The sequence below is a fragment of the Tenacibaculum sp. 190524A05c genome (genome assembly GCF_964036595.1).
In the GTDB taxonomy this organism is placed as follows: Bacteria; Bacteroidota; Bacteroidia; order Flavobacteriales; family Flavobacteriaceae; genus Polaribacter; species Polaribacter platacis.
The window spans coordinates 1,670,835-1,685,180 of record NZ_OZ038523.1 but is presented as its reverse complement, the minus strand read 5'-3'; the positions used below and the strand labels follow the sequence as shown (position 1 = coordinate 1,685,180).

At 30.9% G+C, this 14,346-nt stretch carries 16 protein-coding genes; 7 read left to right on the top strand and 9 right to left on the bottom strand.

Going from position 1 to position 14,346, the window contains the following annotated elements:
* Nucleotides 1-120: 120 nt before the first annotated feature.
* The 9 genes from ABNT61_RS07210 to ABNT61_RS07170 form a co-directional block, all read right to left on the bottom strand.
* Entirely contained in the window at nucleotides 121-612 is a 492-nt protein-coding gene (locus ABNT61_RS07210; protein WP_348745404.1) for a hypothetical protein, read from the bottom strand.
* A gap of 106 nt (nucleotides 613-718) precedes the next feature.
* Entirely contained in the window at nucleotides 719-1,465 is a 747-nt protein-coding gene (locus ABNT61_RS07205) for a hypothetical protein (protein WP_348745403.1), read from the bottom strand.
* 94 nt (nucleotides 1,466-1,559) lie between these two features.
* Nucleotides 1,560-2,003 carry a GNAT family N-acetyltransferase gene (locus ABNT61_RS07200; RefSeq protein WP_348745402.1) on the bottom strand — a complete coding sequence of 148 codons (444 nt, stop codon included), beginning with the start codon at nucleotides 2,001-2,003 and terminating at the stop codon, nucleotides 1,560-1,562.
* Nucleotides 2,004-2,131: 128 nt separating this feature from the next.
* Nucleotides 2,132-2,608 carry a hypothetical protein gene (locus ABNT61_RS07195; RefSeq protein ID WP_348724113.1) on the bottom strand — a complete coding sequence of 159 codons (477 nt, stop codon included), beginning with the start codon at nucleotides 2,606-2,608 and terminating at the stop codon, nucleotides 2,132-2,134.
* Nucleotides 2,609-2,750: 142 nt separating this feature from the next.
* Nucleotides 2,751-3,410: a hypothetical protein gene (locus ABNT61_RS07190; RefSeq protein ID WP_348745401.1), complete on the bottom strand. Its 660-nt coding sequence runs from the start codon at nucleotides 3,408-3,410 to the stop codon at nucleotides 2,751-2,753.
* 154 nt (nucleotides 3,411-3,564) lie between these two features.
* Nucleotides 3,565-4,203, bottom strand: a complete 639-nt coding sequence (locus ABNT61_RS07185; protein WP_348745400.1) for a hypothetical protein — start codon at nucleotides 4,201-4,203, stop codon at nucleotides 3,565-3,567.
* Nucleotides 4,204-4,579: 376 nt separating this feature from the next.
* Nucleotides 4,580-5,011, bottom strand: coding sequence for a T6SS immunity protein Tdi1 domain-containing protein (locus ABNT61_RS07180; RefSeq protein ID WP_348745399.1), 432 nt, complete (start codon nucleotides 5,009-5,011; stop codon nucleotides 4,580-4,582).
* A complete protein-coding gene (locus ABNT61_RS07175) occupies nucleotides 5,008-5,529 on the bottom strand; it encodes a hypothetical protein (protein WP_348745398.1) in 522 nt (173 codons plus the stop codon). The genes ABNT61_RS07180 and ABNT61_RS07175 overlap by 4 nt, the downstream gene beginning before the upstream one ends.
* A 228-nt stretch (nucleotides 5,530-5,757) precedes the next feature.
* Complete coding sequence (locus ABNT61_RS07170; RefSeq protein WP_348712988.1) at nucleotides 5,758-6,900, bottom strand: acyl-CoA dehydrogenase; 1,143 nt, start codon at nucleotides 6,898-6,900, stop codon at nucleotides 5,758-5,760.
* Between the two features lie 94 nt (nucleotides 6,901-6,994).
* Between ABNT61_RS07170 and ABNT61_RS07165 the strand changes: the two genes are divergently transcribed.
* The 7 genes from ABNT61_RS07165 (at nucleotide 6,995) to ABNT61_RS07135 (ending at nucleotide 14,322) form a co-directional block, all read left to right on the top strand.
* Entirely contained in the window at nucleotides 6,995-8,059 is a 1,065-nt protein-coding gene (locus tag ABNT61_RS07165) for an anhydro-N-acetylmuramic acid kinase (RefSeq protein WP_348745397.1), read from the top strand.
* A 294-nt stretch (nucleotides 8,060-8,353) separates the two neighbouring features.
* The gene (locus tag ABNT61_RS07160) at nucleotides 8,354-9,580 is read left to right on the top strand and encodes a Glu/Leu/Phe/Val dehydrogenase dimerization domain-containing protein (protein ID WP_348724125.1); all 1,227 of its coding nucleotides are present in this window, start codon (nucleotides 8,354-8,356) and stop codon (nucleotides 9,578-9,580) included.
* Nucleotides 9,581-9,596: 16 nt separating this feature from the next.
* Nucleotides 9,597-11,069 carry a sodium/proton antiporter NhaB gene (gene nhaB, locus ABNT61_RS07155; protein WP_348745396.1) on the top strand — a complete coding sequence of 491 codons (1,473 nt, stop codon included), beginning with the start codon at nucleotides 9,597-9,599 and terminating at the stop codon, nucleotides 11,067-11,069.
* 112 nt (nucleotides 11,070-11,181) lie between these two features.
* Entirely contained in the window at nucleotides 11,182-11,871 is a 690-nt protein-coding gene (locus ABNT61_RS07150) for a MotA/TolQ/ExbB proton channel family protein (RefSeq protein WP_348745395.1), read from the top strand.
* A complete protein-coding gene (locus ABNT61_RS07145) occupies nucleotides 11,871-12,263 on the top strand; it encodes a biopolymer transporter ExbD (protein ID WP_348724129.1) in 393 nt (130 codons plus the stop codon). The genes ABNT61_RS07150 and ABNT61_RS07145 overlap by 1 nt, the downstream gene beginning before the upstream one ends.
* A 9-nt stretch (nucleotides 12,264-12,272) precedes the next feature.
* The gene (locus ABNT61_RS07140) at nucleotides 12,273-13,106 is read left to right on the top strand and encodes an energy transducer TonB (RefSeq protein ID WP_348745394.1); all 834 of its coding nucleotides are present in this window, start codon (nucleotides 12,273-12,275) and stop codon (nucleotides 13,104-13,106) included.
* 4 nt (nucleotides 13,107-13,110) lie between these two features.
* Nucleotides 13,111-14,322, top strand: a complete 1,212-nt coding sequence (locus tag ABNT61_RS07135; RefSeq protein ID WP_348745393.1) for a folylpolyglutamate synthase/dihydrofolate synthase family protein — start codon at nucleotides 13,111-13,113, stop codon at nucleotides 14,320-14,322.
* Nucleotides 14,323-14,346 lie beyond the last annotated feature (24 nt).

Below are 14,346 nucleotides of genomic sequence, written 5' to 3'. Positions count from 1 at the left end.
AGAGGAAGTGTTCTTTTCCTATGCTATGGGAAGATAATTAATAAGATTGAATTTTCTCCAAGGTTCCTAAGTTTAGTGACAAACTAAACTAATTATTCGTCGTGTTAGAGTTAGTTTGTTTTAATACGATCCTCCAGGTTTACTTAATCCTAATTTATTTGGAACATATAAATGAAATGTATTTGATTCATCGGAGAAATCTGGTTCTGATATTATAGTTGTTTTAGTTCCTAGATTATCTCTCAAAATCTCTTCAAGTTCTTTTGAATTTTCCGCAACATCCCATTCAGTATTTTTATTTGTTTTATATTCTACATAGTTACTATTTACAATCAGTAATTCAGGATTAAATTTGTCTTGGTTTTTAGATTTTACTATTCCTTTGATAAAGTCTTTAGTAATTAATCCACTTTTAAACTCTTTGACTGATTTAAATACTGTTATTGAGTCACTTGTATTGCACTCATTTATGAGGTCTGTTAAATCATTTAAGTTTTCAATAAAGAAATAATGTCTATTGTTTCCTGAATTTGGAATTCGTAATAATACTAAAACTCTGGTATGATTTATAAGCAAATTTGTAACGGATTTTATAAACGCATTTTTTGTCATTTTATATAGTCTTTTCTGAATAAACTACAATTTATTGATGTGATTTTTTTTCGTAATAAAAGGAAGGAAGTTCCTTCATTTTGGCGTAGAAATACCATAGATAAGATTAATTTCTTATTGTTATCATTATCTCTTCACATTTTCTGTGTGTAGAAAAGGAATTTATTTTAGTTTCATTGTATTCAATTAAATTTTTCCATTTTCCTTTAATCATTGCATAAATGGCCGTGAAACCATATCCATTACAGCGTTTAATCACTTTAACAGAAACTCTAGCGTATTTTTTGTCTTTAGAAAAAAGTGGTTTCGAAAAATTAAAATATACTTTTTCTTCAATATTTATTTTTTTGTCTTTTTCCCAAGCCTTGTTTAGTTCAGTTCTAAAGTTATTATTTGTCCAGATCTTATTTTTATTCCAGTACCATTTTTTTTTGACTAGTAAGGTATGAGGTGTTTTAATGGCAACTAAACTATCATAAGTTTTTTCTGGAATATTATAGCGTATAAATTTCACTTCTAATGAATTAGGTGGAGAGGATTTATTATGATATTCATCAGACGGAAATTTTACATTTTTTAAATTGTATTCTTTCCAATTTGTTGTTTCGTGATAGGGTGTATAGGCTAAATCGATGGGGAATTCTTTGTCAACCAATTTCAGTTTTAATAGATGAAAATATTGGAGTGAATCGTTTATTTGTTCTTTTAAACTAACAGGATTTATATAATAATAATCAAAATCATCAGGAACTAAGTCATTTGCAATTTGATTGATTAAATTTTCAGTTTCTTTAGTTTGTCCAGATATATTAAGTGTAAATAAAATTAAAATAAAAAATATTTCCCTTTTCATTATTAGTAATTTATTCTGTGCTTACTTTCGTTTATTTGGAAAAGTAATAAAGTTCTTTTTCTTTGTTACTTAAAGATAACTAATACCACTAGTTTTATTTTTTCAATTCCATGTGTAATATTGGATAAGGTTTTCCTGTGGAGTCCAATTCAGAACGATCAATTACTTCAAATCCGCAATACTTGTAAAATCCTACGGCCTGTTCATTTTGCTCATTAACATCAACTTTGGTAACATTTAAATTGGTAATTGAATAATTCAACAAGTTTTTTCCAATTTTTTTTCCTCGATATTCTGGATCAATAAAAAGCATTTCTAAATTTTGTTCAGCTACACCAAGAAAGCCAATTATTTTCTTCTCATTGTTTCTTATGCATCTTAATTCAACTGCATCTAAGTATGTATTTAAAATTAGAGGTTTAAAATATTGGATATCCTCTTCCTTTAAAAAGTTGTGAGTCGCTCTTACTGAAGATTCCCAAAGATCTACTACTTGTTGATATTCACTTTTATCTATTGTGTCTATTTTTTGATGCATTTTTTATTACGACTAATTTTTTATAGAATCTTAATCTTTGTTTAAGCATAAAGTTAATAAATATTGTATCGGAAATTCGTTCGATAAGTTGTTTGTACAGAGAAAACTCATTGAGCAATATTTTTTAACTAATGTTGGGAAACACTATTCATAATTTTCTCTTTCATTTTTTGGTTGAATTTTTCAAAAATTATGGAAATTACTTTATAATTTTTGATCATATTTCCATAACGAAATACTAAAACATCAATCTTTTTTCCTTTAATGATTTCAGAAGAGAAATAAGTTCCACCGTGTGCGGAAACTCCTTTTAAAAGTAGTTGAACTCCATCATTGTATAGCCCGATAGCCAACTTATGTATGTGCTTCTCTAATGTATGGACATCATTATCATTAAGTTTTAATTCATCATAGTATACTCCAAAAGCCAATAAACTATTTATTTTATTGATCTTTATTTGATGTTTTTTCTCGAAGTCAGAAACAAAGCTTTTAGTTTTTAAACTTGAAGGAATATAATTATATAAGTGATTAATTTTATCCGAAATGTTCTCAGGGTTTTGAGCAATAATACTGGAATAGAAAAATAAACTTACTAGTATCATTCTAATCTTTTTCATAATTTTTTATCATGTTTTTTGTGTTTACTTTGTCTATTGACAAAGAACTTCGGTTCTTTTCCGATGAGGTCTCGAAGCTTCGGGACAGTCGCAATTAATTATACATTTTGTTGGGTTTAGTACTATTTTATTTTGTTCTTAATAATTCATATTTTTCAGATATTCCAGATAGATTCTTTTCTGAAATTATAATTTCCATAGGAAAAGTGTTAGGAACGAGTTTGGTTATATTTACAACAGAATGAATAGGTAATTCAATTAGGTTAGTAACATACATTTCGTAAATCGTATTTACTAAATCGTTCTTGATATCTTGTTTAATCAAAGTTAGTTTGTAACAATCATATCCATTTATTTTTTTTCTGTCTTTTCTGTTTTCAAGTATCTCATATTTGTGATTTTTAGCAAATAAATCATACTTTTTGTAATTCACAGTTTTTGATTTGTCATAATAGTTTAAAATTCCATTACTTTTTTCAACCATCAAATAATCCCCAATCATTTTCCCGTATTGTTCGATATGACGCCAAATAGAATCATTTTCTATTTTAATATGAATTTCTGTTTCTGGTGTCTGAGTAAGGAATTCAGATATTTGTAATTTCTTAGTTTCTCTATTCATTAAAGAATCCGCTTTTGGTTTGAATTCAATAGCTCCGTTTATCGAGAAAAACATAGATTTCTTGAAGACAAATTTTGTAGGTTGAGAATTTACTTTAGTCAGTTTTTTTGAAGTTGAACAACTTGTTAAAATCAGAAATAATAAAATAGAGTTAATATGTTTCATTCGCATTAAATCCAATGTATTTGTGTATAATTTTTTCTAGCAAAAAAATGTAAGTCGTTTTCCATGTTTCGGTAAGATAATTAATAAGATTGAATTTTCTTAATAAGCATTCAGTTCGATCTAATACTGCACTTCCTTAGCTTATTTCATTTTATTAGTTAATTTTCAATAATCCACTTTTAAAGTAAATTTTCATATTGTTTCTAATTTTTTTTCTTTGTGGTTTTTCGCCTTTAATAAAAACATCTGAGACCGAATAGAAACTATCACTTTTAAATTCTACAAATCCATAGATAATGCGATTTTTTGTTGAATCAGGTAATTCTGAAAGCACAATTTTCGTGTCAGTACAAGGAACTTCTAATCTCATGATCAAACTATCTTTTTCTTTATATGCATAAGTAGGAAAATCATCGGAACTCAACATATGAAATAATTTAGCTTTTTTATTAGCAATTTTAATATAAAATCCAGTACCTCCAAAAAGTCCATATGCTCCATTAATTCCTAGTGTATCCTTATCCCACAAATAGAATGATCTAAAAGGTAATTTTTTGGAGAAGTCAGTACTTGAAATTACAAGGCTATCATTTTCATAACCTTCTATGCTTAAACTATTCCCATAGACTTGCATAAAGTCTCCTGAATCTTTCCACTCTAGTGGTTGAGATATATGTTTTTCAACTTCATTCGTAATTGTTGGATCTACTATTAGCCCATTAATATCAATCTTATTTTGTTTACTTGAGCAAGAGTAAAATATTAATACTAAAATTAAATTGAGGTATTTCATTTGTGTGATTGTAAAGAGTTATTTCTTAAAGAGATTATATTTATTTACAAAAGAGTCAATTATAAGAATAAACGCAGATGGAATAATTCCCCAAATGAATATATAGAATCCGATGTATATTATTTCAGCTTTCCAAGCGGATAATATAAGGGTTATTATAAATCCTAATATAAGTAACCGTAAAAGTTTATTTGTATATTTTTTACAGTTGAAAAGGCTAGTTTCATTTCGAGATAAAATTTTACTTAGGTGATTTTATTATACACAATCACATAATTTATTTTTGATTTTTATTCGTAATACCCTTTAGTTTTTCCCATAGTTTCTGAAAGATAATTAATAAGACGGAATTTCACGAGAAGCAAGGAAAAACAAATTAGTCTCTAGTTTTAAGTTCTATCTTTTGTCCGTCTTTTAAATCTTTTATTTTAAAACCTAAGTCTCCACTAAATAAAATTAGTTCAATAAAACTTATTTTTCCAATATTGGATTTTTCATATTCTCCGCCAAGAACTGCTGGTATTTTCAAACAGTATTTTTGTCCCACTTCTAATTCTCCGATCTCAGATTTCGCGATTTTAATAAGAGCTAACATTTGCCAATCTTCTATAAATTCAGTGTCAGTCAAAAGTCGATCAAATTCTAATTCCGACTGTGCAATCTTTTCACAACTAATTTCTTCTGGACATATTCTCCAATATTCGTTGTTGTCAGTTTTGAAAATCACATTACCAAAATCATTCGTAAGAATCACTTCATTAGCATTAAATCCTTTCCAATTCCAAGCTTTGTTTATATCAGTAATCATATTTTCTTTATTATCCAATTAGATATTTTTCCAATACGGAAGAGTATTATTAAGGTCATGATTAATTTTAGAATATATCTGATTAAAGCAAAATCAGGTAATTCTGTTTCTTCATTTCCATTAATCTTTGAAATTAAGCTTATGCAATATTCTATAAAGTCGGGAAGAAAATAAATTATTTGCGATAACCAAATAACTCCTACTGTCAATAGAATCACTTTTGTGAGTGATTTTGGATTCAGTTCGGTTTTGATTTCACTTTCTGACTTTACAAGTTTTTTAGAGATCCATTCAGCTTTTATGAAAAGAAATACAGAAATTACGATATTAATAATTGTCAAAAATGTTCCATTGAAATAGAATTTATCAATTGGTTCACTTAAGGATTCTTCAAGTCGAGTCATCATCACAGTTCCATAAACGGATAAGAAATAAGAGCCAAAATGGTCAAAAATTTTAGTGAATAAATAAATTCCAGCGATTCTTAAAATCAGTGCAGTTAAATTCCGGTTTGTCATTTATCTTTTAGTTTGTCAATTTATTTGTGAATAGATTTTTCGATGTAAGAAGTCAAATCCCTTTTCATTGTTTTTGGAAAGATAATTAATCAGATTGAATTTCAAGCAGAGCTATTCATTTTATATAATTTTTATTCGAAAGATTTACATATTTAATACAAAGATGGCAATAACAAAAAAAGCCCATCAATATTGATGAGCTTTTTATAATATATATCTAGTTGTAAACTATTCTTTAATTAAACTTCTAGAAATTACAATTTTTTGAATTTCAGAAGTTCCCTCATAAATCTGAGTAATTTTTGCATCACGCATTAAACGCTCAACATGGTATTCTTTAACGAAACCATTTCCACCGTGAATCTGTACAGCTTCAACAGTGTGTTCCATTGCTACTTTAGAAGCATATAATTTTGCCATAGCTCCAGAACGATCGTAGTTGTTACCAGCATCTTTATCACAAGCAGCTTGCATTACTAAATGACGAGCAGCTGTAATATCAGTATACATATCAGCTAATTTAAATGCGATTGCTTGGTGATTGCAAATTTCAGTTCCAAAAGCTTTACGCTCTTTAGAATATTTTAATGCTAATTCGTAAGCTCCTGAAGCAATACCTAAGGCTTGAGCAGCAATACCAATACGTCCTCCTGATAAAGTTTTCATAGCGAATTTAAATCCAAATCCATCTTCACCAATTCTATTCTCTTTAGGGACTTTTACATCGTTAAATTGTAAAGTGTGCGTATCAGAACCACGAATTCCTAATTTGTCCTCTTTTGGTCCAATATGGAATCCTTCCATTCCTTTTTCAACGATAAAAGCGTTAATTCCTCTGTGTCCTTTTTCTCTATCTGTTTGTGCAATTACTAAATACACATCAGAACGCCCACCGTTTGTAATCCAGTTTTTAGTTCCGTTTAATAAGTAGTGGTCTCCTTTATCTTCTGCAGTAGTTGCTTGTGAGGTTGCATCAGATCCAGCTTCTGGTTCACTTAAACAAAAAGCACCAATAGATTCACCAGTAGCTAACTTTGTTAAATATTTTTGTTTTTGCTCTTCAGTTCCGTACGCTTCTAAACCGTAACATACTAAAGAGTTGTTTACAGATACCATTACAGAAGCAGAAGCGTCTATTTTAGAAAGCTCTTCCATAATTAATACGTAAGAAATAGTGTCCATTCCGCTTCCTCCGTACTTTGGATCTACCATTACACCCATAAATCCAAGTTCTCCCATTTTACGAACTAATTCATCTGGGAATTCTTGTTTATCATCTCTTTCAATAACACCTGGTAATAATTCATTTTGTGCAAAGTCGCGAGCAGCGTCACGTATCATTAAATGCTCTTCTGTAAGATTAAAATCCATTCTATATCGTTGTAGTTATAAATTATTCTTAAAAAATGTTTCCAAAGATACTCCTTTAATATTATTTTTTCAAAAGCTTTTATAATTTTACATTATGCAGAATGAGTATAAATATGTGATCGGATTAATGTCCGGAACTTCACTAGATGGATTAGATTTAGTTTATGTGAAATTTAATCAAAAAAACTATAAAGATTTTCAAATTCTTAAGGGTGCAACAAGATCATATACAGCGTATTGGAAGGGAACGTTGCAACATGCAATTCACAAGTCAAAAGAGCAGTTGAATCGCATACATATTGAGTATGGCGAACTCTTAGGAGAAATGACGAATGAATTCATAAAAGAGCATAATATTAGTAATGTTGATTTTATTGCTTCGCATGGACATACGGTTTTTCATCAACCAGATAAAGGAATTACGCTACAAATTGGAGATGGACAAAAGTTAGCGGATGTTACAAATTGTAAGGTTATTTGCGATTTTAGAACTCAAGATGTTGAATTAAAAGGACAAGGAGCTCCGTTAGTGCCAATTGGTGATGAATTGCTGTTTTCCGAATATGACTTTTGTTTGAATCTTGGAGGTTTTGCAAATGTGTCTTTCAAGAAAAATGGAAAAAGGATTGCCTTTGATATTTGTCCTGTAAATATTGTGATGAATCATTACACCAAGAAAATTGGTTTAGAATATGATGAAGGAGGAAAAATAGCTGCTACTGGAAAAATTAATGAGGAATTATTAAAGGAATTAAATTCTTTAGCGTTTTATAAAAAAAATCCACCTAAATCTTTGGGGTTAGAATGGGTGCAACAAATTGTCTTCCCGATAATTAACAATTTGGAAACAGATGTTCCAACAATTTTAAGAACATTTGTAACACATGCGGCGGAGCAAATTGGTAAGATTTTTGATACATCTGAAAAGGTTTTATCCACTGGAGGAGGAACGTATAATAGCTTTTTGATGAAGGAGATTGAACGATGTTCAAATAATAAAATTAAAATGGCTGATACGGACATCATAGAGTTCAAGGAAGCCTTAATATTTGCGTTTCTTGGTGTATTGAAGGATAACAATGAAATCAATTGTTTGAGTTCCGTAACTGGTGCGATAAAAGATCATTCCTCAGGGAAGTGTTTTATTCCTAAAACGTAGAAATTATTTTGAAATAATAAAAAAATGTTAAAAGGAATAAAAACTCGGGAAACTTTTTGGGTTTAAAAAGTTTCCTTGTTAAATTAGCACCGGATTAATTGGAAACAATAATTCAAATTGTTTAATGAATTTTGTATACATATTTGTAATACTTAACGATATTTTTTTTGGTAAGTTTGCCAGATAAGATAAAAATTTAAAAAAAACAGAAATGACTCAACTTTAGCTTACATGATTTTAAAATAACGAAACACACAACCTAACTTTTAAACAAACCAAAACTTATTTTAAATCATGAAAGAATTATTAAAAAAATACGAAGAAAAACAACCAGAAATAGTTTTTAATTGGAAAGACTCTGAAACAGAGGCTGAAGGATGGACAGTAATCAATTCATTACGTGGCGGAGCTGCCGGAGGTGGAACTAGAATGCGTAAAGGATTAGACAAGTACGAAGTAATGTCGCTTGCAAAAACAATGGAAGTGAAGTTTACAGTATCTGGTCCTGCAATTGGAGGTGCAAAATCAGGAATTAATTTCGATCCGCACGATCCAAGAAAAGAAGGAGTATTAAGAAGATGGTATAATGCAGTAGCTCCTTTATTGAAAAATTACTACGGAACAGGTGGAGACTTAAATGTAGACGAAATTCATGAGGTAATCCCAATTACTGAAGAAAGTGGAGTATGGCATCCGCAAGAAGGAGTTTTTAATGGTCATTTTAAACCAACAGAAGCTGATAAAATTAATAGAATCGGACAATTACGTCATGGTGTAATTAAGGTGTTAGAGAATGAAAACTATTCACCATCAGTTCAAAGAAAATATACTGTAGCCGATATGATTACAGGTTACGGAGTAGCAGAAGCAGTTAAACATTATTATTCTATTTATGGAGGTGATGTAGTAGGAAAGAGAGCTGTTGTTCAAGGATTCGGTAATGTTGGATCTGCGGCTGCATATTACTTAGCTCAAATGGGAGCGAAAGTAGTAGGAATTATTGATAGAGTAGGAGGAGTTATCAATGAAGAAGGATTCACTTTTGAAGAAATAAAAGAGCTTTTCTTAAATAAAGATGGTAATACTTTAGTTTCTGAACATATGATTCCATTTGAAGAGATGAATGCAAGAGTTTGGAATTTACCTTGTGAAATTTTTGCTCCTTGTGCTGCCTCTCGTTTAATAACAGAAAAGCAAATAAATCAAATGATAAATACAGGATTAGAAGTAATTTCTTGTGGAGCAAATGTGCCATTTGCAGATAAGGAGATTTTCTTTGGTCCTATTATGGAGGAAACTGATAAGAAGGTGAGTTTAATCCCAGATTTTATATCTAACTGTGGAATGGCAAGAGTTTTTGCTTATTTCATGGAAAAAAGAGTTTCTATGGATGATGAAGCAATTTTCGAAGATACTTCAAATACTATTCGTAAAGCTCTTGAAATCGCTTATGCAAAAAACACGTCTAAAACGAGCATAAGTGAGACAGCATTTGAGATTGCTCTCAAAGAATTAACTTAAAAAAATCAAATTAATTATGTTTAAACATTTTTTAGGAAATAGCCCCAAATGGTTTAAAATGACCATGATAGGTTTCTTAATCTTTAATGTATTTTCCTTTTTTGCATTAGGAAAAACCATCACTGCTTGGTTGTTTATTGGTGAGTTTATTTTTACACTTGCCATGGCACTAAAATGTTATCCATTACAATCTGGTGGATTGTTAGCCATTGAAGCACTTGCTCTTGGGTTAACAACACCAAAAAACGCATATCATGAAGTAGATCAAAACTTAGAGGTGGTTTTGTTACTTGTATTTATGGTAGCGGGAATTTATTTTATGAAACCATTACTGATGTATATTTTCAGTAAAGTATTCACTAAAATAAAATCAAAACTTATTCTTTCATTACTTTTTGTATTCTTAGCGGCAGTTTTATCTGCATTCTTGGATGCATTAACAGTAACTGCAGTTTTAATTAGTGTAGCTGTTGGTTTTTATGGAGTGTACCATAAAATTAACTCACAGGCTTCTGCAGATTATGATGATGATGGAATTTTGGATAGAGAGGAGTTAGGTGGTGAAACATTAGAGCAATTCCGTAGCTTCTTAAGAAGTTTAATTATGCACGGAGTTGTTGGTACTGCTTTAGGTGGAGTATGTACATTGGTTGGTGAGCCTCAAAACTTACTAATCGGAGAGAGATTAGGATGGGACTTTGTGGAGTTTTTCTTAAAAATGGCACCAATTACAATTCCAGTTTTGGCTGCAGGATTATTAACTACGGTTGTCCTAGAAACAACAGGTTGGTTCGGTTTTGGAGCAAAGTTGCCTAAAGCAGCTGCTGAAATTATTGAAAGTTATACGATTGAGGAAGATAAGAAACGTACAGATAAAGAAAAGTACGGGCTTTACGTTCAGGGTGTTTCTGCAATTTTGTTAATCTTAGGATTAGCATTACATGTTGCTCCAGTAGGATTTATCGGATTAGCATTAATTATTGTTCAAACTGCTTTCATGGGAATTATTGATGAGCACAAATTAGGTCATGCATTTGAAGAAGCATTACCATTTACAGGTTTACTTGTAGTGTTCTTTATAATTGTTGCAATGATTCATGATCAACATTTATTTAAGCCAATTATCGACTGGGCTTTACAGCAAGATCCAGCTTCTCAGCCTGGTTTATTTTACATCGCAAATGGATTCTTATCTGCAATTAGTGATAATGTATTTGTTGCTACAGTTTATGTAGGAGAAGTAGAGAGTGCATTTAAAAATGGTGTAATTACAAGAGAGCATTTTGAAAAGTTAGCAGTTGCAATTAATACAGGTACAAATTTACCAAGTGTTGCAACGCCAAACGGACAAGCCGCATTCTTATTTTTACTAACATCATCATTAGCTCCGTTAATTAATTTATCATACGGAAAAATGGTAAAAATGGCTTTACCTTATACTATTGTATTAGGTGGTTTAGGTTATATATTAGTTAAAATTATGTTGTAGGAATACAACTCATAAATATTAATTAAAATCCTGAGTTTTTTAGAATTCAGGATTTATTTTTTATACTTTTAATCAAAAGAAAACGTTTTACGAAAAACATTAAATCTGTTTTATGCTTTTATTTATTCAAGAAGTCGCTGAAGAAGTTTTAGAAGAAGCTACACAAGAAAAAACATTATCAATCATTCAATTAATAAAAGACGGAGGTCTTGGAGGTCAAATCATAATAGCACTTTTATTTGTGTTGTTAGGAGTTGTTTTATATATCTATTTTGAACGATTCTTTGCAATTAAAGCAGCTTCACAGGTTGATAAAGATTTTATGAATCAAATTCGTGATTTCGTACTGAATGGAAATATTGATGCGGCCAAAGCATTGTGTACAAATACAGATACTCCAACATCTAGATTAATCGGGAAAGGAATTTCCAGAATAGGAAAACCTTTAGATGACATAAATACCGCTATAGAAAACGCAGGAAAACTTGAAATTTATAAGCTTGAAAAAAACGTATCTGTTGTGGCTACAATTGCAGGTGCGGCTCCAATGATTGGGTTTTTAGGAACGGTAATAGGAATGATTGTTGCCATTCACGAAATAGCAAACTCAGGTGGACAGATTGATATCAAAATGTTATCTGATGGATTATACACCGCAATGACAACAACTGTTGCTGGATTAATTGTTGGGATTGTTGCTTATATCGCATACAACCATTTAGTGGTTAGAACAGATAAGGTTGTATATCAGATGGAAGCAAAGTCTGTTGAGTTTTTAGATTTATTAAATGAACCTGTATAATGAATTTAAGAGGAAGAAATAAAGTAGATCCAAATTTCAACATGTCGTCAATGACAGATATAGTTTTTCTGTTATTGATATTTTTCATGTTGACATCTACATTGGTTACAGTAAGTGCTATCGATGTTTTATTGCCAAAAGCAGGCGGGAAAACAGAGAATAATACGTCAGTTGCAGTAACAATTACTAAGGATTCAGATTTTTTTATTGATAAATCTAAAGTTTCGTCAACAAATTTGGAACAAGAATTGTTGTTGAAGGTAGGTACGAATAAAGAAAAAACTGTTGTTATCAGGGGAGATCAGAATGTCCCGTATAAAAACGTAATGAGAGTTATTGATATTGCGAATAGGAATAAGTTGAAAATGATACTAGCAGTAAAAGGTAGATAGGCTATGCAAATGTTTGATACTATACATAAAAGAAAATCAGCAATTATAACAGCAGTTATTTTATTACTGTTGTTACTCGTTATGTATGGTTTTGGAATGAAATATATGGATCCTCCAATAGAATATGGTGTCTCGATCAATTATGGAGATTCAAATGTTGGAAGTGGTCCTCCGGTAGAAAAAGTTAAAGCAACTCAGCCTAAGACAGAAGAGGTTAAAGAGGAACAGGAAGAAGTAGTTGAGGAAGTGGAAGAAGCTCCTAAGGAGGAAGTTCAAGAAGAAGTGTTAACTGATGATTCAGCTAAAGATGTTCCTGTAGTCGAAAAAAAAGAAGACAAGAAAGAGGAGGTTGTTGAAGAAAAAAAAGAGGAAACAAAACCTAAAGAAAAACCAAAGCCAAAACCATCAAAAGCGGCAACGGATGCTTTAAATAGTTTATTGAAAGGAGATTCTGCGGATGGAGAAACAGCTAAGGGAGAAGGAGATGATGCTGATCCTGGTGTAAAAGGAGATAAAAAAGGTGATCCTAATTCCAATAAGTATTATGGAAATACAGGAGGTGGTTACGGAGGAAATTATAATCTTTCTGGAAGAAAAGCTTTATCTAAACCAATAGAACAACCAGATTGTCAAGAAGAAGGTACTGTTGTTGTGAGTATTGAGGTTGATAAAAACGGAAACGTTGTAAAGGCTATTCCAGGGGCACGAGGAACTACGAATACTTCACCCTGTTTAATGGAACCTGCTAAGCAGGCCGCATTAAGAACAAAATGGAATGCTGACGGTAAAGCTCCTGAAAAACAAAGAGGAACAATTATTTATAAATTTTCTTTATCTAAATAAATTTATGACTTATCAAGAAGCAGTCAATTGGATGTTTAACCAATTTCCTGTGTATCAGAATCAAGGTAAAAGCGCCTATAAAGAAGACCTATCTAATACAATACAACTTGCCGATTATTTAAAGAATCCAGAAGATAATTTTAAATCTATACATGTAGGTGGAACAAATGGTAAAGGTTCTACAAGTCATATGATAGCGTCTATTTTACAAGAAGCTGGATATAAAGTCGGGTTGTATACTTCTCCACATTTAAAGAGTTTTACAGAAAGGATTAAAATAAACGGAGAAGAGATTCCTGAGGCGAATGTTTTGGAGTTTGTTAATAGTCATAAAGTTTTTTTCGAAGAGCATCAATTATCATTTTTCGAAATGACTGTAGGTATGGCCTTCGATTATTTTGCAAAAGAAAAGGTTGATATTACGGTTATAGAAGTTGGCTTAGGAGGAAGGTTAGATTCTACAAATATTATTACTCCGGAAGTGTCGGTAATAACCAATATAGGATTGGATCACGTTCAGATCTTAGGAAATACATTAGAGAAAATTGCTGGTGAGAAAGCGGGTATCATTAAATCTAAAGTTCCCGTAGTTATTGGAGAAAAGCAATTAGAGATAGAGCATGTGTTTATTAAAAAGGCTAATGAACTTGATTCTAAAATTACTTTTGCTTCTGATGTAGTTGGAGAGGTATATGAGACTGATCTATTAGGGAGTTATCAACGCCATAATGTAAAAACTGCAATTTGCGCAGTTCAGAATTTGAAAGGCTTTAAAGTTGCCTCAGATGTAATTAAAAAAGGTTTACTTAATGTTAAAAGAAATACGAAACTAAGAGGGAGGTGGGAAATTCTGAACAATTCTCCAAAGGTGATTTGTGATACAGCACATAATAAAGAAGGGTTAACTTATGTGATGAAGCAGCTGAAAAAAGAAAAATATGACAATTTACATATAGTACTAGGTGTTGTTTCAGATAAAAAATTAGAAGAGATTTTACCTTTACTTCCAAAAGAAGCGACTTATTATTTCTCAAAACCAGACTTGCCTAGAGGACTTTCTGCGGAAATTTTAAAAAAAGAATCAAAAAAGTTTGAATTGTTAGGAAATGAGTATGAAAGTGTGTTGTGTGCTTATGATGAGGCTGTTAAGGTTTCTTCTTCTGGAGATTTAGTGTTTGTGGGAGGTAGCACATTTACGGTGGCTGAAATTTTATAAGAAAAAAAAGTAAAAAAAACATTG

Excerpts from the sequence above, each read along its gene's own strand:
- ABNT61_RS07210 (WP_348745404.1), bottom strand. The coding sequence starts at position 612 with ATGACAAAAAATGCGTTTATAAAATCCGTTACAAATTTGCTTATAAAT.
- ABNT61_RS07205 (WP_348745403.1), bottom strand. The coding sequence starts at position 1,465 with ATGAAAAGGGAAATATTTTTTATTTTAATTTTATTTACACTTAATATA.
- ABNT61_RS07200 (WP_348745402.1), bottom strand. The coding sequence starts at position 2,003 with ATGCATCAAAAAATAGACACAATAGATAAAAGTGAATATCAACAAGTA.
- ABNT61_RS07195 (WP_348724113.1), bottom strand. The coding sequence starts at position 2,608 with ATGATACTAGTAAGTTTATTTTTCTATTCCAGTATTATTGCTCAAAAC.
- ABNT61_RS07190 (WP_348745401.1), bottom strand. The coding sequence starts at position 3,410 with ATGAAACATATTAACTCTATTTTATTATTTCTGATTTTAACAAGTTGT.
- ABNT61_RS07185 (WP_348745400.1), bottom strand. The coding sequence starts at position 4,203 with ATGAAATACCTCAATTTAATTTTAGTATTAATATTTTACTCTTGCTCA.
- ABNT61_RS07180 (WP_348745399.1), bottom strand. The coding sequence starts at position 5,011 with ATGATTACTGATATAAACAAAGCTTGGAATTGGAAAGGATTTAATGCT.
- ABNT61_RS07175 (WP_348745398.1), bottom strand. The coding sequence starts at position 5,529 with ATGACAAACCGGAATTTAACTGCACTGATTTTAAGAATCGCTGGAATT.
- ABNT61_RS07170 (WP_348712988.1), bottom strand. The coding sequence starts at position 6,900 with ATGGATTTTAATCTTACAGAAGAGCATTTAATGATACGTGACGCTGCT.
- ABNT61_RS07165 (WP_348745397.1), top strand. The coding sequence starts at position 6,995 with ATGCAGAATGAGTATAAATATGTGATCGGATTAATGTCCGGAACTTCA.
- ABNT61_RS07160 (WP_348724125.1), top strand. The coding sequence starts at position 8,354 with ATGAAAGAATTATTAAAAAAATACGAAGAAAAACAACCAGAAATAGTT.
- nhaB (WP_348745396.1), top strand. The coding sequence starts at position 9,597 with ATGTTTAAACATTTTTTAGGAAATAGCCCCAAATGGTTTAAAATGACC.
- ABNT61_RS07150 (WP_348745395.1), top strand. The coding sequence starts at position 11,182 with ATGCTTTTATTTATTCAAGAAGTCGCTGAAGAAGTTTTAGAAGAAGCT.
- ABNT61_RS07145 (WP_348724129.1), top strand. The coding sequence starts at position 11,871 with ATGAATTTAAGAGGAAGAAATAAAGTAGATCCAAATTTCAACATGTCG.
- ABNT61_RS07140 (WP_348745394.1), top strand. The coding sequence starts at position 12,273 with ATGTTTGATACTATACATAAAAGAAAATCAGCAATTATAACAGCAGTT.
- ABNT61_RS07135 (WP_348745393.1), top strand. The coding sequence starts at position 13,111 with ATGACTTATCAAGAAGCAGTCAATTGGATGTTTAACCAATTTCCTGTG.